At 49.6% G+C, this 23969-nt stretch carries 20 protein-coding genes and 1 tRNA gene; 4 read left to right on the forward strand and 17 right to left on the reverse strand.

All coding sequences use genetic code 11. The features are described from left to right. Positions 1-72: 72 nt before the first annotated feature. The 10 genes from DXD92_RS13790 to DXD92_RS13835 all read right to left on the reverse strand — a co-directional run bounded on the left by DXD92_RS13790 (position 73) and on the right by DXD92_RS13835 (position 10758). Positions 73-1839, reverse strand: coding sequence for a sulfatase-like hydrolase/transferase (locus DXD92_RS13790; RefSeq protein WP_117801543.1), 1767 nt, complete (start codon positions 1837-1839; stop codon positions 73-75). Between the two features lie 230 nt (positions 1840-2069). After that, positions 2070-2693 carry a V-type ATP synthase subunit D gene (locus DXD92_RS13795; RefSeq protein ID WP_117801544.1) on the reverse strand — a complete coding sequence of 208 codons (624 nt, stop codon included), beginning with the start codon at positions 2691-2693 and terminating at the stop codon, positions 2070-2072. Positions 2694-2713: 20 nt separating this feature from the next. Then, entirely contained in the window at positions 2714-4138 is a 1425-nt protein-coding gene (locus DXD92_RS13800) for a V-type ATP synthase subunit B (protein WP_022461684.1), read from the reverse strand. Positions 4139-4152: 14 nt separating this feature from the next. Beyond that, positions 4153-5919: a V-type ATP synthase subunit A gene (locus tag DXD92_RS13805; protein ID WP_022461685.1), complete on the reverse strand. Its 1767-nt coding sequence runs from the start codon at positions 5917-5919 to the stop codon at positions 4153-4155. After that, entirely contained in the window at positions 5912-6499 is a 588-nt protein-coding gene (locus DXD92_RS13810; protein ID WP_055220230.1) for a V-type ATP synthase subunit E, read from the reverse strand. The genes DXD92_RS13805 and DXD92_RS13810 overlap by 8 nt, the downstream gene beginning before the upstream one ends. Before the next feature lie 23 nt (positions 6500-6522). Beyond that, positions 6523-6831 (reverse strand): V-type ATP synthase subunit F, encoded by a 309-nt coding sequence (locus DXD92_RS13815; protein ID WP_055220228.1) that lies wholly within the window; start codon positions 6829-6831, stop codon positions 6523-6525. Between the two features lie 50 nt (positions 6832-6881). Continuing rightward, positions 6882-7316: an ATP synthase subunit C gene (locus DXD92_RS13820; protein WP_022461688.1), complete on the reverse strand. Its 435-nt coding sequence runs from the start codon at positions 7314-7316 to the stop codon at positions 6882-6884. 127 nt (positions 7317-7443) lie between these two features. Then, positions 7444-9390, reverse strand: coding sequence for a V-type ATP synthase subunit I (locus DXD92_RS13825; protein WP_308054128.1), 1947 nt, complete (start codon positions 9388-9390; stop codon positions 7444-7446). Between the two features lie 11 nt (positions 9391-9401). Further along, positions 9402-10442: a V0D/AC39 family V-type ATPase subunit gene (locus tag DXD92_RS13830; RefSeq protein ID WP_022461690.1), complete on the reverse strand. Its 1041-nt coding sequence runs from the start codon at positions 10440-10442 to the stop codon at positions 9402-9404. A gap of 4 nt (positions 10443-10446) precedes the next feature. Further along, on the reverse strand, positions 10447-10758 hold the full coding sequence (locus DXD92_RS13835) for a hypothetical protein (RefSeq protein WP_055220224.1): 312 nt from the start codon (positions 10756-10758) through the stop codon (positions 10447-10449). A 414-nt stretch (positions 10759-11172) separates the two neighbouring features. On the opposite strand from DXD92_RS13835, the gene trmB reads away from it, so the two are divergent. After that, entirely contained in the window at positions 11173-11823 is a 651-nt protein-coding gene (gene trmB / locus DXD92_RS13840) for a tRNA (guanosine(46)-N7)-methyltransferase TrmB (RefSeq protein WP_117761983.1), read from the forward strand. Between the two features lie 211 nt (positions 11824-12034). On the opposite strand, the gene DXD92_RS13845 is transcribed toward trmB, so the two are convergent. Then, positions 12035-12107: transfer RNA gene (locus DXD92_RS13845), tRNA-Lys, on the reverse strand. A gap of 210 nt (positions 12108-12317) precedes the next feature. Continuing rightward, complete coding sequence (locus DXD92_RS18600) at positions 12318-12467, reverse strand: hypothetical protein (protein WP_156327623.1); 150 nt, start codon at positions 12465-12467, stop codon at positions 12318-12320. Positions 12468-12644: 177 nt separating this feature from the next. Between DXD92_RS18600 and DXD92_RS13850 the strand changes: the two genes are divergently transcribed. Next, the gene (locus tag DXD92_RS13850) at positions 12645-14012 is read left to right on the forward strand and encodes an MATE family efflux transporter (RefSeq protein WP_118640757.1); all 1368 of its coding nucleotides are present in this window, start codon (positions 12645-12647) and stop codon (positions 14010-14012) included. 149 nt (positions 14013-14161) lie between these two features. On the opposite strand, the gene nrdD is transcribed toward DXD92_RS13850, so the two are convergent. Together nrdD and dapF are read right to left on the reverse strand one after the other, a co-directional pair. Next, positions 14162-16297 (reverse strand): anaerobic ribonucleoside-triphosphate reductase, encoded by a 2136-nt coding sequence (gene nrdD, locus DXD92_RS13855; RefSeq protein ID WP_118640759.1) that lies wholly within the window; start codon positions 16295-16297, stop codon positions 14162-14164. A 171-nt stretch (positions 16298-16468) separates the two neighbouring features. Continuing rightward, positions 16469-17317 (reverse strand): diaminopimelate epimerase, encoded by an 849-nt coding sequence (gene dapF / locus DXD92_RS13860; protein ID WP_022461696.1) that lies wholly within the window; start codon positions 17315-17317, stop codon positions 16469-16471. 205 nt (positions 17318-17522) lie between these two features. On the opposite strand from dapF, the gene DXD92_RS13865 reads away from it, so the two are divergent. Both DXD92_RS13865 and trxB read left to right on the forward strand, forming a co-directional pair. Continuing rightward, the gene (locus DXD92_RS13865; protein ID WP_118640761.1) at positions 17523-18848 is read left to right on the forward strand and encodes a hypothetical protein; all 1326 of its coding nucleotides are present in this window, start codon (positions 17523-17525) and stop codon (positions 18846-18848) included. A gap of 59 nt (positions 18849-18907) precedes the next feature. Beyond that, positions 18908-19828, forward strand: coding sequence for a thioredoxin-disulfide reductase (gene trxB, locus DXD92_RS13870; RefSeq protein ID WP_118601130.1), 921 nt, complete (start codon positions 18908-18910; stop codon positions 19826-19828). A gap of 572 nt (positions 19829-20400) precedes the next feature. On the opposite strand, the gene DXD92_RS13875 is transcribed toward trxB, so the two are convergent. From DXD92_RS13875 to DXD92_RS13885, 3 genes are read right to left on the reverse strand one after another with little or no spacing between them, the layout of a single operon-like run. Beyond that, a complete protein-coding gene (locus DXD92_RS13875; protein WP_118640763.1) occupies positions 20401-21498 on the reverse strand; it encodes an ABC transporter ATP-binding protein in 1098 nt (365 codons plus the stop codon). Positions 21499-21504: 6 nt separating this feature from the next. Then, a complete protein-coding gene (locus DXD92_RS13880) occupies positions 21505-22566 on the reverse strand; it encodes a FecCD family ABC transporter permease (protein WP_243001844.1) in 1062 nt (353 codons plus the stop codon). An 11-nt stretch (positions 22567-22577) separates the two neighbouring features. Beyond that, a complete protein-coding gene (locus tag DXD92_RS13885; RefSeq protein WP_243104910.1) occupies positions 22578-23942 on the reverse strand; it encodes an ABC transporter substrate-binding protein in 1365 nt (454 codons plus the stop codon). Between the last annotated feature and the right edge of the window lie 27 nt (positions 23943-23969).

Genomic DNA, 23969 nt, shown 5'->3' on the forward strand with positions numbered 1-23969 from the left:
AAACACCGGCCTTCTCCGGAAACAGATTTTTATCTGTCTCCGGGAAGCCGGTGTTTTTATATGTTCTATTTTTTAAGAATACTGCGACTCATCCACATCAAACGGTTCGTCGCAAGGTCCTTCAAGGAGGCGGTAGCTTCCCTTGACGGAGAAGTAGTACCACTTTCCGTCGATCAGCTTCCATCCCTTGACAGCATAGCCGTTTGCATCGATGTAGTATCTCTGCTCGGTGTCATTCGCATAGCGGTGCGGGTTCAGGGATACCCATTCGCCTTTGGCCCAGCGGTCTTCGTCTTCGATGTAGAACTTCCAGCCCTCATCGGTTTTGGTCCAGATGGAGGTTACCTGCTCTTCCATTTTCTCGAAGAATTTGGATTTCTGGGAGAGGTCATCATTGAACTGGTCAAAGGTCAGCTTCTCAGCAAGTGTCTGCTCGCCGGAGAACAGGTTGGTTCCAAGGCCGAGGCGGTCGCCCTCGATGGTGGCGCCGAGGCTGGCAAGCGTGGTCGGGAACATGTCCATGGTGGTGAAACTTCTGTTTTTCTCCTGCTGCGGCTGGATCGGAGAGTTGATGATCACGTTGTATACGGTTCTGGTGTAGTCCGGATCAATGTTCTCACAGAAATCGGAATCCATCGTCAGATGGTCGCCAGAAATTACGATCGTTGTGTTCTCGTAGAAATCCTGCTGCTGAATCCAGGAAACGAACTCGGTGACCTGCTTGCTGGAGCAGTGCAGAACCATTCCGTACTGGTTGTCACCGTCGTTTTCTTCATCGCAGAGCTCACACGGATATCCATCCTCAAAATGGGTGTCTGCGGTCAGCATGGTGAAGTTGAACGGCTCTCCCTCTGCTGCGATTTCGGTCAGGCGGTCTTTGGCAAAGGAAAAGAGTTTTTCATCCTCATAGCCCCACCATTCGTAATATCCTTCCGGGATCAGGCCTTTTTCCATAGCCCAGCTGTAATCGTCTACTTCGTAGTCACCGTGCTCTTTAAAGTACTCTTCCCGGCCGCCGAACTGTCCGATTGAACCGATGAAGAAATACTGCTTGTAGCCTTCATCCGCCAGGACATCACCCAGGGTATTGATTTCCGGGAAGAAGCTGGCCTGATATGCCATCTCATTTCGCTGGATTCCGATGCTGAGAGGCAGACCGGAGGTCTGTGCGAAAATTCCGGCAATGGTCCAGGTTGCGTTTACGGTAGGCTGGCCGCCGCCAAGCAGCTCCGTGTTGGAAAAGCTGATGTTGTCTGCGGCAAGCTGGGTCAGCTCCGGGATATAGTTTTTATCGAATGCTCCGCCGGAGGCTTTGTCTGCGTAGGTGCTCTCCATGGATTCCAGATAGAGATAGATCAGATTTCGTTTCTGTTCCGGGAACGTGATATTCACGCGGTCCGGATCTACGTAGTTGTCTTCTACCACGGTATTGTACGTGCTCTGATTTTTCAGATAATCTTTTACGTCCAGTGCTGCCCACACGTCATTGATGGAATAGACGATGCTGGCGGCTCCTGCCGCGATACAGATCATCCCGAACGCCACATGGGCTTTGCGTTTTTCCCGAAGAAAAATGCTGACCAGAATCAGAAGGATGAGTGCTGCCGCTGCGATCAGCGCACTTGAGCAGACATAACTCATCAGAAGATCATGGCTGGTTCCGGCAATCGGGGCCTTTAACTGGTAAACAAGCTCTTCCATGCTCAGATTCGGCCATGTTTTCCGCATCCAGCGCTCGGACGTAAACAGCAGCACGCCAAGCGTTCCGATCAACACTGCAAACACAGCCAGCAGAATGCGCCCTGCTTTTTTCGTTTTTTTCTGTTTCTTGTGTTTCATCTTCCTGCCTCCAAAAAGCATTACAGCTTACAAAATCTTAACTTTTTTTACAATCGCCTTACGTATTATAGCAAAGACCGTTTTAAAAAGATAGAAAATTTTTATAAAATTTTTGCACAAAAAGTACAGCCAAAAACATATTTTTTGCATGACACATAAAAACCCGCCCGGCACCGCAAATCTCTTCGCGGCCCAAGCGGGTTTTTCATCTCTATTCCGGGAAAGCCTTATCAGCTTGCCTTGTTCTTTCTCTGTTTGATGACCTTCAGTCGTGTGAACTCCTCGCGCTCCTTCTCCTCCAGTGCGTCCGCGATATCCTTGGACAGCTGGGTGTAATGCGGAATCGTGATGTTCTTCAGCGCGTTGGCACGCTTCTGTGTTTTCTTGATTGCCGCAGCAAGGCGGTACGCCGAGTTCTCTATCATGGAAAGGTTTAAGGTCAGGTCTTTTACTTTTTCAAAGGCCTGTCTTGCCTGATCCAGGGACTCCTTCGTGCTGTAGTAAGCATACGTCGGGGCCTGTCCGGACGTATCAGCCTCTACCAGCGGAATTTCCACGCCCATGATACTCCTTGTCTTGATCCGGATGGATTCCTCCACCGGAACGGTATAGGACACGGTCTGTACGTTGGTGATACCGATCTCCATGTTAGCAATCTGCAGCGCCGCATATGCTTCGCGGAACGTCACATCAATCTGACGCTGAATATCCTTCGCCTCATCGATCAGGCCCATGAGCTCGCGGATCAGAATATTCCGCTTCTTGTCCATCAGCTCGTAACCCATGTGGGCAAGTTTCAGAGAGTTCTTTGCAAGAATCAGGTTTCCCTTGGTAGGAAAGGTATTCGGGTCCATTCCGATCTCACTCCTCTCGCTTACTCATTCATGGCATCGGCTTCTGCCTTTGCTTTTGCTACTGCATCAATGGTGGTCGGATGATAATACTGATCCAGAACCTTGGTGTTGACACGGTCGAGCTCTTCTCTCGGAAGCAGTCCAAGAAGCTCCCATGCCTTGTTCAGCGTATCTTCCATGGAACGGTTTTCATCCATTCCCTGGCCGATGAATTCATGCTCGAATTCATTACCGAATACCAGGTACTGTTTATCGATCGGAGAAAGCTCATCCTCACCGATAACGGATGCCAGGGAACGCGCATCTCCTACCTTTGCATAGCAGGAGAACAGCTGGTTCGCTACGTCCTGATGATCGGCTCTTGTGTAGCCCTCACCGATACCGTCCTTCATCAGACGGGAAAGACTCGGCAGCACGCTGATTGGCGGGTAAATAGACTGGCCGTGAAGCTGGCGGTCCAGTACGATCTGACCCTCGGTGATGTAACCGGTCAGGTCAGGGATCGGGTGCGTGATATCATCGTTTGGCATGGTCAGGATCGGAATCTGTGTTACGGATCCCTCTACGCCCTGTACGATTCCGGCGCGCTCATACAGCGTAGCCAGCTCACTGTACAAGTATCCAGGATAACCTTTACGGGAAGGAATCTCTCCACGGGAGGAGGAAACCTCACGCATAGCCTCGCAGAAGGATGTGATATCGGTCAGGATAACCAGGATATGCATGCCTTTCTCGAATGCAAGGTACTCGGCAGCTGTCAGCGCTACCTTCGGAGTGATCAGACGCTCTACAACCGGGTCATTTGCCAGGTTCAGGAACATAACAACGTGGTCAGATACACCGCTTTCCTCGAAGGTCCGGCGGAAGAACTCTGCTACGTCGTATTTAACACCCATAGCGGCAAATACGATTGCGAACTTTTCATCAGAATCTCCCAGGGATGCCTGCTGTACGATCTGTGCTGCCAGCTGGTCGTGCGGAAGTCCGTTTCCGGAGAAAATCGGCAGCTTCTGTCCACGAATCAGGGTGGTCAGACCGTCGATTGCAGAGATACCGGTATGGATATAGTTTCTTGGGTATTTACGGGTAACCGGGTTCAGCGGCAGGCCGTTGACGTTTCTTCTTACCTCTGCGTCAATCGGTCCCATGCGGTCGATCGGTTTTCCGATACCGTCAAAGGTACGTCCCAGGATTTCCTCGGAAAGTCCGATCTCCATCGGATGTCCGGTCAGACGGGTATGGGTATTGGTAAGAGACATGCTTGAAGTTCCCTCAAATACCTGAATAACGGCTTTATCTTCGTATACGGCAACGATACGTCCCAGTTTTTTCTCATTGCCGTCTACGGTAAATTCTACGATTTCCTCGTAGGAAGCATTTTTTACACCTTCCAGAACAACCAGAGGGCCATTGACCTCACTAAGGCCTAAATATTCAATTGCCATGATGAATTCCCTCCTTAACCATTCTTCTCGAGTACCTTATCGTAGAAGGTGTCGATATCTTTTTTGTATGTGTCAAACAGATCCAGACGGTCATTCGGTACATCGTATTTAATAGAAACGACGCGGTCGAAGATCTTGTCCTCTTTCAGTACGGACATTGGCATGCCCATCGTTACGAGCGCTTTGGATTTCTTGTACAGATAAAGAATAACTTCCATCATCTTGTACTGTTTTTCCAGAGATACGCAGGTGTCATCCGGATGGAATGCGTTCTGCTGCAGGAAGCCCAGTCGAATAACTCTGGCGATTTCCAGGGTCAGCTTCTGGTCATCCGGAAGAACATCGCTACCGATCAGTTTTACAATTTCCATCAGGGAGCTCTCAGAGTTCAGGATTCCCATTAACTGGTTTCGCATATCTACGAAGTTTTTGTTTACGTGATCTTTGTACCACGGCGACAGATCCTGCAGGTATTCACTGTAGCTGGTCAGCCAGTGGATCGCCGGGAAATGACGGGCGTAAGCCAGCGATTTGTCCAGTCCCCAGAAGCAGCGGACGAAACGTTTGGTGTTCATGGTAACAGGCTCGGAGAAGTCACCACCCTGCGGAGATACGGCTCCGATGATAGATACGCTTCCCTCTGCGCCGCAAAGGGTCTGCATCATGCCGGCACGCTCATAGAAAGCGGACAGACGGGATGCCAGATATGCCGGGAAACCTTCCTCGGCAGGCATTTCCTCCAGACGGCCGGACAGCTCACGAAGTGCCTCTGCCCAACGGGATGTGGAGTCTGCCATGATTGCTACATCGTAGCCCATATCGCGGTAATACTCAGCCAGTGTCAGTCCGGAATACAGAGATGCCTCACGGGCTGCAACAGGCATGTTGGATGTGTTGGCGATCAGGGTGGTACGGTCCATCAGCGGGTTGCCGCTCTTCGGGTCGATCAGTTCCTGGAACTCCTCCAGAACCTGTGTCATCTCGTTTCCACGCTCTCCACATCCGATATAGATGATGATATCGGCATCAGACCATTTTGCGATCTGGTGCTGGGTCATGGTTTTTCCGGTACCGAATCCGCCAGGGATGGCTGCTGTGCCGCCTTTTGCGATCGGGAACATCGTATCCAGGATACGCTGTCCTGTGATCAGCGGAACGGATGCCGGATATCTTTTCAGGGTTGGACGCGGTACACGGATCGGCCATTTCTGTGCCAGTGTGATCTCTTTTTCGGTGCCATCTTCCAGTTTCAGTTTTACAATCGGGTCAAGGATGGTGTACTTTCCGTCTTTGGCAGCCCAGATAACCGTGCCGTTGACATCCGGCGGAACCATCGATTTGTGTACGATGGAACGGGTCTCCTGTGTCTCTGCAATGATTGCGCCGCCCATCAGCTCTTCGCCTTCTGAAACAGTTACATGGACATCCCATTTTTTCTCTGTATCCAGAGAATCTACGGTAAGACCGCGGCTGATATATTTACCGGACTGCTTTGCAATCTCGGACAGCGGACGCTCAATACCGTCAAAAATGTTGTTCAGGATTCCAGGTCCCAGTGTAACAGAGAGGGCATCTCCGGATGCGGTAACTGTTTCGCCTGGTTTCAGTCCTGTGGTTTCCTCGAAAACCTGTACTGTAGTGGTATCCTTTGTCAGGGCAATAACCTCGCCGACCAGACGTTCTTTACCAACGTAAACCATCTCGGACATTTTAAATCCGGTGTTTCCTTTCAGATATACGACCGGACCGTTGATTCCATAGATAACTCCGGTTTTATTCATGCTCTACACCTCCGTGAAAGATGAAATTCTCCCGCTCTTCGTTCAGAAGGGTCTCGAAGGAATTATCGATCAGAATATTTTTCTCCGGAATGACCGCGCGCACGCCGCCAAGGAACGGCATGGCCGAAATGGTAAGGGTTACGGAGAGTTTCTGCTCCAGGGAAGCCTTATGAGCTTCGTCTGACGGATCCAGATATAAGGTCAGTTTGTCATTTCCGGCAAACGTAACGGCTTCGCGGATTTTGCGCTCCAGATACTCCTCATAGGATGGATCCTTTTTATAAGCGGTAAGTTTTTCACGAACTTCTTTAAACAGTTTTTCTTTTAATTCCAGATTTTTACGGGACAGCTTCCGTCTGATATGAAGCTGATCCGCAGACAGTGTCTTATTGACATCACGTTTTGCTTTCTCGGTCTCGGCAGCAACTTCTTCTTCTGCCTGACGTCTTGCGGTTGCTTTATGCTCCTCGAAGATCTTATCCAGAGCTTTCTGGTGATCGCCGATCACACGTTCTGCTTCACGGTTTGCACTGTCCAGGGAATGATTATAAAAATTCTGAAGTTTTTCCTCAGTAGTCAATGTGTGTCACCTCCAGGGCATTCTTACAGTTTTAATCCAATAGATTCATTTACAAAGGAAGTGATAAAGTCCGGCGCTCTTCCGGTACCGTGACGGTCCGGAATTTCAATGAGCAGCGGAAGCTTATGGTTGAGGCGGACATCCTCCAGAATGTCCGGGAATTCCTTCCCGAACTTTTCTGTAAGGAGAATAATTCCGATCTCTTTGTCTGCCAGTGTTTTCTGCAGTGTATCATAAAGCTCCTCGCGCTCATGAACGACAACGCCTTCCACTCCGGCCAGGCGCATGCCCGTCTGAGTGTCTACGTTATCACTGATCAAGAACATTTTCATTTATGATTCCTCCAACTTAAGGTGAAGATCAATACCTTCCGGTTTTGGAATCAAAGTTTACCAAGAATCATGAAGGAGATGATCAGACCATACAGAGCGATACCTTCGGCCATAGCTACGAAGATCATGGATTTACCAAAGATGCTGCCGTCTTCGCTGATTGCTCCAAGAGCTGCGCTTGCGGAAGATGCAACGGCGATACCGGAACCAATACCGGAAAGACCTGTAACAAGAGCTGCACCGATGTAACCAAGACCGGTTGCAAGACCAGCGCCTGCTTCTGTTGCAGCAGATGCAGTTGTTGCGCCTGCGAAGGAAACAACGGTTGCGATCAGCAGAAGGCCGAAGAAGCCGCTTACATTGGCTGCCAGAGATTTTTTGTAACGATTTTTGTTGTGCTCACCTTTGAAGTAATAAGTCATAGGAACAACGATGGTTAATACCATTGCGATTGCAGTAAGTACCTGTACAAATGCTGAGTTCATAATAGTTTTCCTCCTGAAGTTAATTCATTAAATTTACTCTTTGCTGCGATCCGGAGCCATTTTCACTTTTTCCCGATACAGCTTCCCGCCATATTCACTTCCATTTCGCATGGCTCTGAATCCTCTTTTATTTCTCGCCTTTTTTCAAAAACGGAACAAACGGTTTTCCGTCTCCTTCATAGAACCGGCTGAACATCTCGTAATACTCCAGACGCAGTACCTGGATCGCTACCAGCAGTGCCTCAAGGCAGGCAACGAAGACATTTCCGAGAACAATAACCGGCCAGCTGATGCTGCCGCCGCCTGTTGCTCCGCCGAGCATCAGGACAACCTCCATCATAGCCGCATGGCTGACTGCATATGCGCCGACACGGACAAAGGAAATTGTGTTGGAGAAGTAGCTCAAAAGCACATCGAAGAGTTCGAAGAATGCCTGTACAAAGAACATTCCCTTTCCAGTCTCCGGAAATGCATTGCCCTTCTTCTCTACCATACGCTCCAGTGGCTCTTTTAAGAAGATCGCAAGAAGCGGAATACCGAACATGACTACCATCACGCCGACAGCCGGAGCTTTATGGCCGCTGAACAGGAGAACGAGTGTAACGGCAAGGGCTCCGTAGAAAATGAAGCCTGCCAGGGAGTTCTGGCTGAACAGAAGCTCGCCGAGCTTATGGTTTCTTGCTGCATTAATCATATGCAGAACCATTCCTGTCAGAATCATGAACATACCAAATGCAACCGCTGCGACAAATACGGTGTTCATCGAACCGATGAACGGAAGCGTTGTCATCGCTTCCTTCGGATGCAGCCAGAGGGCCGGTATGACATTCTCAAATCCGAAGAAGCTGCCGAACAAGAATCCGAAGATCACAGAGAATACCGCGCAGGTACTCATGATCGCTGCCAGATCCATCTTCTTGTAGTGGTACAGCAGTGCGCCGCCAATCAGCAGACACAATCCCTGTCCTACATCGGCAAACATGATTCCGAAAATAAAGGCATAGGTGAGTCCTACGATAATCGTAGGGTCAATTTCATTGTAATTTGGCAGTCCGTACATCTTCACGTACATCTCAAACGGACGGAAGATTTTCGGGTTTTTCAGCTTTGTCGGCGGCTGACGCAGAACGTTGTTTGCATCATCCTCGATGAAGCAGAAGAGATTTGTGTCGTTTTCGATGTCCTTCTGGAAGGAAGCGGCATCTTTTTCCGACATCCAGCCGCACAGAATATAGAAGGTTTCCTTCTTAGATTTTGTGCAGGCTGCCAGGCGACGGACATCAAAGTTGCCGGAGAGCTGCTCTAACTGCTCTTTTGCTGCAACCAGATCCTCTGCGGAATCCGAAAGGCATTTTGCCAGTTTCCGTGAGCACTCGCTGAGTGCATCGTCTGTCTTTTTGATTTCTGCCTGAAGTGCTGCGTAAGCATCCTCCGGCGTTCCGCTGTACTCGTCCGGAACGTAGATTCTTTCGAAGTGCAGGGATGAGAATACGGCGTCCACTTTCGTGACCTGATCTCTCGGGCAGAAGTAAATGCCCCATACATACTGCTCATCGGAATGGCAGCGGTAGAATACCGTATCGCTGTTCTCATAGCAGTAGCTCTCAAACTTGTTGTAATACTCTTTTGTGATCTTTCCGAATCTGAATTTGATAAAGTGGAAATCCAGAATGGAGGAAAGATTGCAGTGCAGATCCTGGAACGGCTCGATTTTCTGTGCTTTTTCCATCAAGTCTTTCTTTTTTGCTTCCAGTTCTGTACGCTCCTGGTTCAACTGGCCAAGGGTGTGATCCAAACCATGGACACAGTTGATGGCATCTTCCAGGGAAAGTCTTTTCGTGGTGGTACGCTTGTCTTCCGGCAGAAGTGCTGTAAAATCTTCCGCCTGTTTTAAGGTCTCTTTGTATGGGTTGATCTGGATATACGGTGTGATATTCTGCATCGTAGACAGCTCCGTCAGAGCGTTTTCCAGATGTATCTCATATTTTGAGAGATAAGTGTTGACCACACGGTCAATGTCGGCTTTCGGCCCGGTGATGCTCAAAAATTTCATCTTGACAATCAATGAGTACACCTCCCCGTGTATTAAGTTTTTGCGATATGCTGCATTGCCTCGTCAGCGCTGATACGGTAACGTACGCACTCGAGTGCAATAATAAGCCGGTTTACCTCGTGCTCTTTGTGATAGAGGTATGAGTATATGGTGGCAACGGAATAAGGATCCTGTCTGGATTCACTGGAAAGTATGTGCTTCATAATGGCTGCATACATGGATTCCAGCGTATCGACTTTGAAGGAATCATACCGTTTCGCATAATAGGTTTGTTCCAGCAGCTGGGAAAATGCACTCATATTCTCGGCTTCTACCAGTGCCTTTACCACATCCTTTTTCAGCCGGTGATGAACCGGAATCAGCAGGGCGTAGATTTGTGCGCTGGTCATGTGATAATAGCGTTTGGAACGGTAGATCCACTGAAGGTTCAGCATGTCAAACTTGCTTCCCCATGCAGCGGTCAGCTCTTCCAGATCCCGCTTTGTCACTACTTTTGATCTGTCTTTCCACATCTGTGCAAAGTAATACAGATCCAGGGTCATCTCATAGTCGAACAGGGTCGGACGCTCGATATCCGCGAGCTGCGACAGCGGGGCATAATATTCTGTCCCTTTCAGGTTCGCAATCAGTTCTTCGATCGTCCTGGAGGACGCCAGAAGATTGATGTCCAGCTGGGAATGCTTGTTAAAGAACTCGTCGAATATGGACAGGTTCAATACCACATCACGGTGATCAAATACCGTGTTCAGGCATTCTTTGATAACGGACACTTCGTATCGTTTAAAGTAGAGCGCAAGGAACTTTCTCTGCTCCACATTTGCAAAACGGTACAGCTTGGAAAAATCCCGGTATACCGTCAGGCGCAGCATTTTCTCGATCTGACCTCGGTGAAGGTCAGCTTCGTTGTAGCCCTCAAACAGATCCTCATAGCCTTTATGCTGCTTGAGGTAAGAAACTGCCTGCGGTACACTCTCCAGTTCCACGATTTCCCGAAAATTCTGGTCGTTTAAAAGATGGCTCTGCATGGCTCTTATCTTTGTGGTAAGGCCGCTGTAGGATAATAGACCGCTCATCGTTTCACTTCCTTATAATGTTTTCGTAAATCTGTGTGGACAGTGCTCCGTGATTCTGCTCGTAATAAGCGTCCAGTGAAGATAGAAGTTCGGCGGCAGAGTCCCGCTGCTTTTTCTGATCCGCATCTGTAGTAGAATGAAGTTTTGTTGTGATCTCTTCAATCCGCTTTGCCGTTTCCGCTTCCAGATCTGCATCGAATTTTGCAATCCGCTCTTCCTGCTGCTCATCCTGGAGCTTCTTCTGATTCTCGGCAGCCTGCATAATCTTGGTAGCAGCCGTTTCGATCTCTGCAAGTTTGTTAATTACAGATTCCATAGCATCGCTTTCCCTCCTTATTTATTTAAAAGACAACAAAGACGAGGAAAACTCCCCGCATCTTTGCTGTTAGTATTCTACACCTTTTTTTCCAAAGTTGACATATTGAAATCGTAAAAAAAAGTGGAATTTCGATCGACTTTTTGATTAAAAATAGACAATGGGTCATATTTTTTCTTCCAATCTCAATAGCCAAAAGATGGTCCCTCATATGATTTCGATATGGTTCCAATCCGATTGTCATATTGCTGATAAGAAATGCTATGTGCAGGTTGATATTGTATATAGTATTTTGAAAACTTTGAAAATTTGAAAACGGGATTTTTCTGTTTTGCTTTTTCGGGAGCTATGATATACTGGATATGATTGGCTTTTATTCTAATATTTATCACTTAAGAAAGGAATTTTACGCATATGCGCCTTAGAAATATCAGAGGATCAAAAGATGTGATTGCTTCCTGTCCGTTCGTTGTGCAGGAGCCGGAGAGCTGCCGGGGACGGTGGGCTGAAATTTTTGGAAATGAAAATCCGATTCATATTGAGGTCGGTATGGGAAAGGGCCGCTTTTTGATGGATATGGCGGTTCTGCATCCGGAAATCAACTACGTCGGCATTGAAATGTACGACAGCGTGCTGCTCCGCGCAGTACAGAAACGGGAAAAACTGGAGACGGAAATCAAAAACCTGTTCTTTATCCGCATGGATGCACGCCAGCTTCCGGAAGTGTTTGCTGAGGGCGAGGTAGACCGCATTTACCTCAACTTCTCCGATCCGTGGCCGAAAGACCGCCATGCGAAACGGAGACTGACATCGCATGAGTTTCTTGCACGGTACGAGAAGATTTTAAAGAAGGACGGAACACTGGAATTCAAGACCGATAATAAAGATCTGTTTGACTACTCTCTTGAAGAGATGAAAAATGCAGAAGGATGGGAACTCACTGCATTCACATACGATCTGCACCACGATGTGGTTCTCTCAGAAGGAAATGTAATGACGGAATATGAGGAGAAGTTTTCCTCAATCGGAAACCCGATCTGTAAGATGGAGGCACGGTTTCTGTAGCGGAATGCTTTCGCAAATGATTTGATTCCCATCCAAAATACAAACCGGCAGCAGAACGGTCTCTTGAAAAGTAAGACCGCTCCGCTGCCGGTTTTTCTCTGTTTCTATCGCAATGTAAAAAAGTTGATACACAGACTTTTGGTATTTTGCTTGTAAAACAAGAAAAACACCGTCCCCGCAGCTCTCAGGTCTGCAAAAACAGTGCTTTCGATGCGCCTTCAGGGACTCGAACCCTGGACAAATAGATTAAGAGTCTACTGCTCTACCAACTGAGCTAAAGGCGCTTACTTTTGTTTTTCTGTGTTTCATTGGATGATCCACTCGCTGAACACAAATAAGATTATAAAGGATTCTGCCGAAAAAAGCAACCTTTTTTTCACTGTTTCTTTACTTTTGTTAAAAACAGCGAAAACAGGTCTTATAATTCTATTAAATTTCACAATTTTTTCGTATATTTCCGTTTGTTTCGACGACGGCTCCAATGGCAGCCGAACCTACTTCCGTTTCTTATCTTTCTTTTTCAAAAGCTTCTCCAGCTCCTGCATGGATTTCTGGATTTTATAAAGACAGCCGCTGCCGGCATATTTATTCTGATAGCAGAAATCCTGGAGTTTCTGCTGAAGGAAACCTGATTTTCTGATCAAACTTCTTCTCCGCTTTCCGGCGTACCGGACACGGGCACCGGAAAAGTTCTTTTTCTTCTATATTATACAGGGAATGTCAAAAATGACCAGAAAATAGCTTGTTTTAGCCATTGTTTTCCCATTTCCTTTCCGCTATAATACAGCAAAAACTACTATTTATACTTTGGGGGAATTTTTATGAAAACACGAATGAATTTTAAGGATGAATTTTACCAGAAACTAAAACTCCTCGTCCTTCCGATTGCGATCCAGAATTTTATGCTGGCTCTCGTCAGCGCAACGGATGCGATCATGCTGGGCTGGATTGATCAGACTTCGTTGTCTGCTGTTTCACTGGCCGGACAGGTGCAGTTTGTTTTGAGCCTTTTTATCTCAGGCATCGCGGCGGGCGCCGGTATTATGGCAGCGCAGTACTGGGGGAAACAGGATGCCGCTTCGATCGAAAAAGTGATTCCGATCGCACTTCGCACCAACCTGCTGTTCTCCGGCCTGTTTACCATCCTTGCCGGTTTCTGTCCCGAAATGCTGATGCGCATCTTTACAAATGATGCGGCCCTGGTTGCAAGCGGAAGCCAGTATTTACGCGCTGTTGCACTCTCCTACGTACTCTGCGGTATTTCGCAGGTCTATCTGATCCTGCTGAAAAACACCGGTCATGCAGCAGTCAGCTCCCGCATCAGTTCCACTGCGGTTGTACTGAACATCATTTTAAATGCCATCCTCATCTACGGTCTTTGCGGTGCTCCGGCACTTGGGATCCGCGGAGCAGCTTATGCAACGGTAGCTGCCCGCGTTGTGGAACTGATCTGGGCTTATCTCGAGACAAAGAAACCGGAGCGTGTACGGATTCTCTGGAACCGCCTCTTCTCTTCCGCAGGGAAAATACTTTCAGAAGACTTCTGGCGCTACACGCTTCCCGTGCTTGCGGCCTCCCTCGTCTGGGGAATTGCCTACGTTCTGTACTCCGTTATCATGGGCCACATGGGAAGCGATGCTGTTGCAGCAAACTCGATTACCTCGATTGCAAAGAGCCTCCTCTCCTGCCTGATCCGCGGTGTGAGCGGCGGTGCCGGTGTTCTGATCGGAAATCTGCTCGGCGCGAACGAGCTGGAAAAAGCCCGTGAGTATGGAGGACGTTTAAGCCATCTCTCCATTGCCATCGGCATTGTGACCGGCGGCCTGCTGATGCTTATTTCCCCAGCCATCGTTCATTTTGCCCCACTTTCCGATACCGCAGCCGAGTACCTGCAGTACATGCTTCTCTTCTGCGGTCTGAACCTGATGGCACAATCGGTCAACACCACCGTTCTCGACGGTATCTTTTGTGCCGGAGGCGATGCGAAATTTGATATGCAGGGAAACATCGGCGCTATGTGGTGCTTTTCTGTACCGCTTGGCTTTCTTGCCGCATTCTGGCTGAAGCTTCCGGTTATGGTGGTTTACTGCATTGTAAATCTCGATGAAATTGTAAAGCTTCCTGCCGTTTATCATCATTATAAAAAGTACATCTGGGTTCGAAATATTACCCGCGATGTCGAAGATTAATTCTCACATCATCTGCAGTCCCTGCCGCCGGCAGCTTCCACCGGATACAATACCCAAAAAGCCTCTGAGGAAAGTCACATTCACACCGGACTTTTCTCAGAGGCTTTTGATTATTCCATTGATTGTTCCATTGATTATTTCATGAATGATTACATCGATTTTCTCTCTGCAATTTCCGCCATCTTTGCTTCATTCAGACGTGTGTCGCCATGGACACGGCTGTAGGAAAGATAGCCGTTCATACGGTCGATCTTTGTCAGGTTCTTGGAACCGCAGACCGGGCAGACATCCATGTCGAGTTCCTGGTGGCCGCAGTCATCGCAGTAAGCCAGGGACAGGTTTACGCCCTCGTAGTAGCCAAGCTCCATCGCACGCTCGATCAGTGTCTTGATCGCGCCTTTGTTGTAGCCGACCGGATAGCGCACGTACTGGATTTTTCCGCCGTTGCAGAGCTCCCAGAAACGTCCCTCGAGATCCTGTTTCTGGATCGGGGTGATGTCCTCGGTTACGTGGCAGTGGAAACTGTTGCTCACATACGGGCGGTCCGAAACGTTGCGGACGATGCCGTACTGTTTGCGGAACTGCTCTATCTGCAGGCCGCACAGGGATTCTGCCGGTGTGCCGTAGATCGCATAGAGGATGCCGTCCTCTTTCTTAAACTCGGCAACCTTGTCGTTGATATATTTCAGCGTGTCAAGTGCGAACTGTCCGTCCTCAACAAGAGATTTTCCGTTGTACAGCTCCTGCAGCTCGTTCAGCGCCGTGATACCGAACGATGCGGTCATCGGCTTTAACAGCGGGCGGATCTTGTCGGACGGTTTTAAGTGGCCGCCGTAGAAACCTCCCTCACAGTAAGCCAGCGGGTTCGTGGATGCACGCATCTCGCCGAGGTAATCGTAGGTCCGTTTGTGCAGATCGCGGATCATCTCGAGGTAGAAGTCGAGCACTTCGTGGAAATCGCGGTTCTCGGAACGGGATTTTGCCAGGATCATCGGAAGATGAAGGGAAACGGCTCCGATGTTGAAACGTCCGACAAAGACCGGTTTGTCGTTCTCATCTGCCGGCTCCATGCCTCCGCGCTCGTACCACGGGCTAAGGAAAGCACGACATCCCATCGGGCTGATGACTCTCTTGTATTTCTTGTACATCTCGGCGATGTAGCCCTCGCCGCTCATCGACAGCCAGTCCGGATACATCGTCTTGGAAGAACAGTCAAGTCCTGCCTCGAAGACATCTTCTGCGATGCCGCCCTCTCTGTGAATTGCCTTGTCATATAAGAAGACGATTTTCGGGAAGAGCACCGGCTTTTTGTGGCCTTTCTTGCCCTGTCCGTTTTTGTGGACCTCGAGAAGGGAGATGGAAATCATCTTCTCGAACATGCTCGTTCCAAGGCCGAGGGTCACGGTAACGAACGGATAATCACCGCGGGAAGATCCAACAGTGTTCAGTTTATACTCAATTCCCTGCCATCCCTGATCGCACTCTCTTCTTACTTTGTCGATCGCATACTCGATGGCTTTCTCCTGTGCACCCTCCCAGGATGCGTCGGTATATTTCAGGAACTCTTTTACGTAGTAATCATAGCTCTTCTGTGCGTACGGAGCAAGGATCTTGTCCACCTCCGGCACGGTAAAGCCGCCGTACTGCTGTGCAGCGGTGCTGAGGACGATATCACCCATGACATCAAATGCGGTGTCAAGTGTCTTCGGCTCGTTGTACCAGACATTTCCCATCTCGAAGCCGCCTTTTAAAACGTTTCCGACATCGAACAGACAGCAGTTCATGGTATCGAGACGTGCGGACTGGTCGTGGATGTAGATGTAGCCGTCCTTACAGGCCTGCAGCTCGTTGCGGTTCATGAAGAACTTGCGGTACAGCTCTTTGTTCAGCTCGTTGAAAATCAGGCTTCGCTTCGTTGCAACGAGGGCGCTGTCGGTGTTGGCATTGCTCTTGTCGCCGATGTAGCGGATGGACTGGCTCTTCGTGTAGACCTCGTCCATCATATGGATAAAATCAGTTTTGTAATTGCGGTAATCGCGGTAGCTTTTTGCCACAGCCGGGTTTACTTTTTCGAGTGCTCCCTCCACGATATTGTGCATATCGCTGATCGGAATTTCGGTCTTTCCAAGGGAATATACGTGCTCGGTTGCGAACTTACAGATAAAGTCAATCTCCTGCTGTGAGAAGGTATACAGGATTCTCTGTGCGGATTTATTTACGGCACGAACGATCTTCTGCGCGTCGAATTCTTCTTTGGTGCCGTCCTTTTTGATAATATAAACCATTGTGGTGTCCTCCAAATCAAACACTATATCTTGTGTGTCCCCCACCCTTTTCTTGTAGCGGGCACCACATATTGTAGCATGTTTCTTTTGAAAAGAAAAGGCATTTCCTGTAAGTTTTTATTTTCAGAATATTGCATACTGCTCTTTCGTGCAGACAGAAATCTGCATTTTTCAAATTCGTTCTGCAAGCGTTCCTTCAAAAACGGTCTCGGCCGGGCCGGTCAGAAGGACCTTATTTTTCGTCCGGTCCCATGTAACGAAAAGCCTGCCGCCGCGCAGTTCTACGGCAGTTTCTCCCTCCGAAACACAGCCGGAAAGCATCGCCGCGACGGCTGCCGCACACGCTCCCGTTCCGCAGGACAGCGTTTCACCGCTCCCACGTTCCCAGACTCTCATTTTTATTGTGTGTTGATCTAAAGTCTGGATAAACTCTGTATTGATACGGTCCGGGAAGCAGGAAAGGTGTTCAAAAGCGGAACCGGTCTTTGCAATGGATATTTTTTCCACATCTTCCACCGGAATCACCGCATGCGGATTTCCCATCGAAAGGCAGGTCATCGTATAATTTTCCCCGCACACGGTAATTTTATGCTCCAGCACATATTCCCCCAGAGAAACAACGGGGATCTGTGCGGCGCGGAATTCCGGCGTTCCCATCTCCACTGTCACCTGACAGATCTCATTCAGATTCTCCCCCGTCTGCAGATGAATCACACGGTTTCCGCTGCCGGTTTCGATAGTCAGCGTCGTTTTTCTCGTCAGCCCATGCTCGTACACGTATTTTCCCACACAGCGGATGCCGTTGCCGCACATCGCGCCCTTCGAGCCGTCGGCGTTGTACATTTCCATCGAAAAATCTGCTGTTTTGGATGCCCCGATCAGAATCAGCCCGTCCGCGCCGATGCCGAAATGGCGGTCACTTACCGCTTTTGCCAGCCGTCCCGGACTCTCCACCCGCTCCTCCATGGCATTTACATAGATATAATCATTTCCGCAGCCCTGCATTTTTGTAAAACGCATACACAGCCTCCTCCCAGACTTCTGCCCTTTCCAGTTCCTTACTAAATATGTATTCCGTACCGCGCGTTTGAAAAACCATTTTTCTCAAATCCGCTTCAGACATTGGAAAACGAAGCGGAATGTGATAGAATAGGGGGAACTGATATCGTTACCTACATGAAGTAACTTTCAAATATTTTTAACCATTTATTATGAGGAGGTTTTGATGAAAAAATACCGTTGGGTTTTAACAGCAGTATTTGCCGCTTTCCTCGTGGGAACGAGCGGCTGCGGAAAGAAAACAGAAACGATTCCGATCACAACCATCAGTCAGAGTACCGACGATGACGACCCCGAAGACAATCTGGCGGCCTCCGGCGATTCCGATGAGATTCCGGAATACGATGTGGATCTCTCGAAGAACCTGAACAGTTTTCAGCTTGCCATCTGGGGCGATACATACGAAATTCCGGAATCCTACGCGGATTTTACAGCGCTTGGCTGGGTCTACAGCGGCGACGACACGAAGGAAATCCAGCCGGAATCCTTCTCAGAGGGCGAAAGTTTTGAAAAGGACGGAAACCAGATTACCGTCGATATTGCCAATCCGGATACCACGGCAAAGCCAGTGGCGGAATGCCTGATCGGAGGCATTCACATCGACACCTCGACCGCTGAGGGCCAGAATATCTATGTCGGCCTGCCGAACGGCGTCACTCTGCAGCAGTCGCTGATGGAGGATGCGGAAAGCATCTACGGTGCGCCAAAGGACCGTTATGAGACCGATACCTCTGTGCAGTTCACGTATGAGTACGGGCTGTACCAGACGATCACGCTCGGCTTCGATAACAAAACGGGAATTCTGTATTCCCTCGATATGCAGAACTTTACGACCACGGCTGATGCAGAAGCGCTCGATGGTGTCAGCGATGCCACAACACCGGAAGTGGAGGCCTACCAGGCACCGGAAGCCGACAGCATTGAAATCAACGACTGGACCGTCCGCTTTGACGATGTACTCTATCATCTTCCCGTTCCGGTCAGTGAACTTCTGGACCACGACTGGACCGTCAATACGAAAGAGTCCGATACGGCCGTTTTAAACGGAAAATACGGCTACGTCACGCTGGAAAAGGGCGGTCAGAAGCTTTACTGCACCGTACATAATTACGGCGCGGAGGCGACGACAGTGCGCAACTGTTTTGTTACTTCGCTGTACGGCGATCTCGATACGACAAAGATTCCGATTTCAATCACAAACGGCATCACGCTCGGCACTTCCGAGAGCGATTTTCTGGCGAAGGCAGGGGATGCCAAATCAGAAAAAACGGAAAAAGAGGATAGTAACCTGACACTCTACACATTCTATAGTGATGACGAAAAGCTGGACTACACTGAAATCGGCATCGACAACGATCTGAAGCTGGTACGCAGCATCAAGGTGGTTCACAACCAGCCGGAAGCGCCGGAAGAAGAAGCCAAAAAAACTTCCGCGGAAGATTCATCTTCCGTTTCCGACAGTCAGGAACCGTCCGAAACACCGGCTCCGTAACGATACTTTCAGAAAAATGGCTGCATGGCAGCTTACTACAGACGAAAACGAGGATTTTTATGGAAAACTTATACGACGTTATCATCATCGGCTCCGGCCCGGCGGGTCTTTCTGCCGCGATTTATGCGAAACGCGCAAAGCTCTCCTCTCTTACGATTGAGGCAAACTTTGCAAGCGGCGGCCAGGTGCTGAATACCTATGAAGTAGACAACTATCCCGGCCTTCCGGGCATCAGCGGCATGGATCTCGGAAGCACGCTGCGCGCACACGCTGAAAAAATGGGCGCGGAATTTTCCCGCGAGCGTGTGAAGGAGCTTGTTCTTGACGAAGAGATCAAGATTGTCCGCACGAGAAAAAATGAGTATCATGCCAGAACGGTCATTCTTGCAACCGGTGCGGAGCACCGCGCGTTAAATGTACCTGGTGAAAAGGAACTCTCCGGCATGGGCGTCTCTTACTGTGCAACGTGTGACGGCGCATTTTTCAAAGACAAAACCGTTGCCGTTATCGGCGGCGGCGATGTCGCCGTGGAGGATGCGATTTTCCTTGCCAGAACGTGCAAAAAGGTTTACGTGATCCACCGCCGCGATGAACTGCGGGCAGCCGGTGTTCTCCAGGATGCACTGCTGGCACTGCCGAATGTGGAAATGGTGTGGGATACGGTTGTGGATTCCATCGAGGGAAACGAGATGGTGTCCGGCGTGAAGGTAACGAACAAAAAGGCAGGAGAAGCCGGTATGATCACGGTAGACGGCGTGTTTATTGCCGTCGGTATCGTTCCGGTCTCCGCACTGATCGCAGGCACCGTAGAAACCGATGAGGCTGGCTACATCAAAGCCGGCGAAGACGGTGTGACGAGCGTGCCGGGCGTGTTCGCCGCAGGCGATGTCCGCACGAAGCAGCTCCGTCAGATCATCACGGCAGCCGCCGACGGCGCGAACTGTGTGACTTCGGTAGAGAAATATCTGATCAGCCACTGATGGCTTCTTTCGAATAGAATACAGCAAAAGCAGGCATTCTTCGTATTGTACGGAGAACTGCCTGCTTTTTTCTGTTTTTCCGTAGTTTCTGAAATCTGAAAAACCTTTCATATCAGTCGTATAAAACTTTAAAACCTCTTTTGTCGAAATTGCACAAAGAAACCGGGTTTTTTCCACACGGGCCAATTTTATAAACATCCCGTCCACAAGTTATCCACATAGTTAACCACCGAAAACATGCCTAAAAACAAGTTATACACCGAGTTATCCACATTATCCACGAAAAACGGTGTGGAAAGCATGTGTTTAAATCTTGCGAAATCAGAACGCGTGTTTTGGTCATAACAGAGAAAACCGTTATTTCGCCAAAAGATTTTATAAAGCACTTGACTTTTTAAGTGTCAATCTCTGTTGGTTTTTGACTTGAATTGTGTGAATTTTTCGTACAATTTAATATTACATTTTTCGTGTTCTTTTGCTGTTTTTACAATGGCTGCAAAAAGAAAATCTCCTGTTCGGAAAACGATTGTTTCGTTCCCAGACAGGAGATTTTGATTGGATTTTTCTTTGTTTTACTCTGCCAGCTTTCCAAGCCGCTTTGCTTCTGCCCTCAGCTCTTCGATCCGGCGGTTGCACATGCCCACCGGGACGCCGGTGTCGATGACACGTTCACAGCTCTTCATCAGCTCGCAGGCGCGGGCAAATGCCTCGTCGCTGATCTCCTGGAACGGTGCTTCGGTTACCGTCTCCATCGCCAGAATGCGGGCGAGCTGGTAATCGATATCGTTCGTATACAGGACGCCTGCCGCAAACGGGACATTTTCCTTCTGCAGTTTCCGGAACACCAGGATTCCCGTTCCGCCGCCTGCGAGGACAAAGACGCGCGGTGTTCCCTCCGGCCGCGGCAGCTCGATGCTTCCGAAGCACGGGTCAAACGAACCATTGTCAATCTCGTACAGTTCGCGGATGATATCCTCGCGGAAAATTGTCTCCGGTGCGCCGAAATGGGAAATAGCATCGCCCTTGACGCAGATGATCTTATCTGAAATTTTCTGTGCCAGATCGATCTCATGCAGCGACATGATGACGGTGATGCCCTTCTCCTTTGCCATGCGGCGCAGAATCGCGAGCAGTTCCAGCTTGTGGCGGATATCGAGGAAAGAAGTTGGCTCGTCGAGGATGATGACCTCCGGCTCCTGACAGATCGCACGCGCAAGAAGCACTCTCTGGCGCTGGCCGTCGCTGATGGCGTTGAAATCGCGGCCGCCGAGCTCTTCGGCATGAACGGCGCGCATCGCCTTCTCGACCTTCTCCTCATCCTCGCGGGTCAGCATGCCGAGCCGTCCGGTGTACGGATAGCGGCCCGTTGCCACGATATCGTGGCAGGTCATCAGCTCCGGCTTCATGCGCTCCGTCAGCACAACAGCCATCTTCGTGGACAACTCGCGGAACGAAAGCTCATGCAGGTTTTTCCCGTCAAACTCCACATTTCCGCCGACCAGCTTTAACTGGCGGGTGATGCTTTTCAGAATCGTTGATTTACCGGAACCGTTCGGTCCGATCAGCGTAACGATCTCGCCTTTTTCGATGCCGATGCAGATATCTTTGATCAGCGGCTTCTTATCATAGCCGACCGTCAGGTGGTCCAGATGAAAATAATATTCATTCATATTCTCTTACCCCCTTTTCCGGCGCAGCATCATGAAAATGACGACCGGCGCACCAAAGATCGATGTGACCGTACTGATGGACAGCTCCAGCGGTGCAAACGCCATACGCGCGATCAGGTCGCACATCATACAGAAGACGGCTCCGCCGAGGAACGTTCCCGGGATTACGACGAGCGGACGCGATGTGCCGAGGCTCTGTTTAACGAGGAACGGGACGGCAATGCCGACAAACGAAATCGGACCGGCAAATGCGGTGACGCATGCGGAGAGAATACTCGAAAGCAGAATCAGCGCGATGCGGAATACTTTGATGTTGACACCCATGCTCTGCGCATACGCCTCACCGAGCTGATATGCACCGATCGGTTTTGCCATCAGGAACGTGATGACAAAGGTGATGCCGATCACAGCCGCAGAGATCGCTACGTTGCTCCAGCTCATGCCGGAGAAGCTTCCCTGTGACCAGCCGTGGAGGTTGACGATATCGGAATCCTCCGCGAAGGTGACAACAAAATCCGTGACCGCCGAGCAGATGTAACCGATCATAATACCGCCGACGAGAAGTCCTGCCATATTTTTGATCCGCCGGGACATCAGCAGAATGAAGCTGACGGAGAGAAGGGATCCTAAGAATGCTGCAACAATCATCGTGTAAGATGTGATATTGCGCGCCCGCTCCAGATAAAAGATCATGGTCAGCGCCACGACCATTTTGGCTCCCGAGGAAATTCCAAGAACAAACGGACCGGCAATCGGGTTTTCAAAGAAAGTCTGTAAAAGGAAGCCCGACAGGGACAGAGCACCGCCTAGGATTGCCGCCATCAGAATACGCGGAAGGCGGATTTTCCAGATAATATTGTACGCTTTCCCCTCTCCGGTCCGCCGCAGCAGAATCCGGAAAATTTCCGGAATCGAAATATTTACGTTTCCGGAATTGATATTCAGCACGGTGATGGCGGCGAACGCCAGAATCAGCACCAGGAACACAGCGGCATACCGCGAACGGCGCCGGAAGTTTTCCATATGGAAACTGTTCTCTTTTCCTGTCATATTTTTTTTCTCTGACATACGTTCCTCCATCAGGATAATTTTCTTAAGAATACCATCTGATCCGGATCGCCGCCCGTTACCAGAAGGTTAATGTCGTTGGTAAACTGTGCAATTTTATCGGTTGCCTGATACATGGATTTCTCGGTTGTCCAGACGTTGCCCTCTTTGACTGCTTTGTAATCGGCAAACATGGAATCCTTTGCCAGCAGGTCGTCCAGGGTTTTGACGGTGGAATCGATGCTTGCGTTGTAGATCAGGTAGTCCGCATCTTCGGCCGTATCGTAGAACTGCTCCATCGTGATCGGCACGGATGTTTTTCCGCTGTCGTCCTGGAGATCACGGAAGGCGTTGCGCGCACCGCCAAGCTCGATCATGTTGGAAATATAGTCCTCCGGGTTCCGCACAACGGCAGCTCCGCTCGTATTAATATAGAAGAAAGCGACCGTTTTTTCGGTATTCTGGAAATCCTTCAGATTTTCCACAACACTTGCCTGATTTGCAAAGAAGTCGGCTGCCTCCTCCTCTTTGTCCAGCATGGCACCGTAGAGTTTGATCCATTCGGTTCTGCCAAGAGGCTGGGATTCGTAGCTGGAACGGTCGATGAAGACCGGAATATCGAGCATCTCGATCATCTCCTGTACCTTCGGGGAATGGAGGATCATCGTGGATTCAATGGCCAGATCACAGTTCTCACTGACCAGAAGTTCGTAATCCGGCTCACTGTATTTTCCGGCGAAGATCATCGTTCCGGCATTCATCGCGTCAACGGCATCCTGTACGTACCAGTTGTCTGCGGTTTCACCGGAGAGACGAATCGTATCGAGGGAGTCGATGGCATCGAACAGCGCCATCGGAGAGGTTGCTGCCATGTAGATGCGTTCCAGCGGCTGATGGATTACAATTACGTCGGAATCGAGGTCATCCGGCGCCTCTTTTCCGTCCGGGACGAGCAGATACTGCGCGCCGTCTTTGACATCGATCAGTTTATAGCCGTCTGTGCAGTAGTATACGTTAAAGCACTCGGCGTAATTCAGGACCATCTTGCTCTCGATGGTGATTCCGGTGATGTCCGGTGCGTCGCTGACATCGTCTGTCGTTGCGAAACCATCCGCGGATGCGGTATCACTCCCGGAGGTGCTGCTCTCAGCAGTGGCTTCGGAGGTGCTTTCACTTTCAGCCGTACTTTCCGAGACGGATGTGCTCTCCGTCTGGCTTTCGGAAACGTCTGCTGCGGATGCTGTGGATGTGCTGCTCTCAGAAACTGTCGAAGTGCCCGACGCGGACGATGTGCTGCTTCCCGTTGATGCGGTGCTGCCGCAGGCCGTCAGTGACATCGCTGCTGCAAGAAAAAGTGCGGCCCATTTTTTCAGCTTTCTTTCGTTTTTTCCTGTCATTTGATATTCCTTTCTGAAAGAAAAAGC

The organism is Blautia sp. TM10-2, assembly GCF_003480845.1.
Taxonomy (GTDB): domain Bacteria; phylum Bacillota; class Clostridia; order Lachnospirales; family Lachnospiraceae; genus Fusicatenibacter; species Fusicatenibacter saccharivorans.

Coding starts and splice junctions, on each gene's coding strand:
- DXD92_RS13790 (WP_117801543.1), bottom strand. CDS start 1,839: ATGAAACACAAGAAACAGAAAAAAACGAAAAAAGCAGGGCGCATTCTG.
- DXD92_RS13795 (WP_117801544.1), bottom strand. CDS start 2,693: ATGGACCCGAATACCTTTCCTACCAAGGGAAACCTGATTCTTGCAAAG.
- DXD92_RS13800 (WP_022461684.1), bottom strand. CDS start 4,138: ATGGCAATTGAATATTTAGGCCTTAGTGAGGTCAATGGCCCTCTGGTT.
- DXD92_RS13805 (WP_022461685.1), bottom strand. CDS start 5,919: ATGAATAAAACCGGAGTTATCTATGGAATCAACGGTCCGGTCGTATAT.
- DXD92_RS13815 (WP_055220228.1), bottom strand. CDS start 6,831: ATGAAAATGTTCTTGATCAGTGATAACGTAGACACTCAGACGGGCATG.
- DXD92_RS13820 (WP_022461688.1), bottom strand. CDS start 7,316: ATGAACTCAGCATTTGTACAGGTACTTACTGCAATCGCAATGGTATTA.
- DXD92_RS13830 (WP_022461690.1), bottom strand. CDS start 10,442: ATGAGCGGTCTATTATCCTACAGCGGCCTTACCACAAAGATAAGAGCC.
- DXD92_RS13835 (WP_055220224.1), bottom strand. CDS start 10,758: ATGGAATCTGTAATTAACAAACTTGCAGAGATCGAAACGGCTGCTACC.
- trmB (WP_117761983.1), top strand. CDS start 11,173: ATGCGCCTTAGAAATATCAGAGGATCAAAAGATGTGATTGCTTCCTGT.
- DXD92_RS13850 (WP_118640757.1), top strand. CDS start 12,645: ATGAAAACACGAATGAATTTTAAGGATGAATTTTACCAGAAACTAAAA.
- nrdD (WP_118640759.1), bottom strand. CDS start 16,297: ATGGTTTATATTATCAAAAAGGACGGCACCAAAGAAGAATTCGACGCG.
- dapF (WP_022461696.1), bottom strand. CDS start 17,317: ATGCGTTTTACAAAAATGCAGGGCTGCGGAAATGATTATATCTATGTA.
- DXD92_RS13865 (WP_118640761.1), top strand. CDS start 17,523: ATGAAAAAATACCGTTGGGTTTTAACAGCAGTATTTGCCGCTTTCCTC.
- trxB (WP_118601130.1), top strand. CDS start 18,908: ATGGAAAACTTATACGACGTTATCATCATCGGCTCCGGCCCGGCGGGT.
- DXD92_RS13875 (WP_118640763.1), bottom strand. CDS start 21,498: ATGAATGAATATTATTTTCATCTGGACCACCTGACGGTCGGCTATGAT.
- DXD92_RS13880 (WP_243001844.1), bottom strand. CDS start 22,566: ATGTCAGAGAAAAAAAATATGACAGGAAAAGAGAACAGTTTCCATATG.
- DXD92_RS13885 (WP_243104910.1), bottom strand. CDS start 23,942: ATGACAGGAAAAAACGAAAGAAAGCTGAAAAAATGGGCCGCACTTTTT.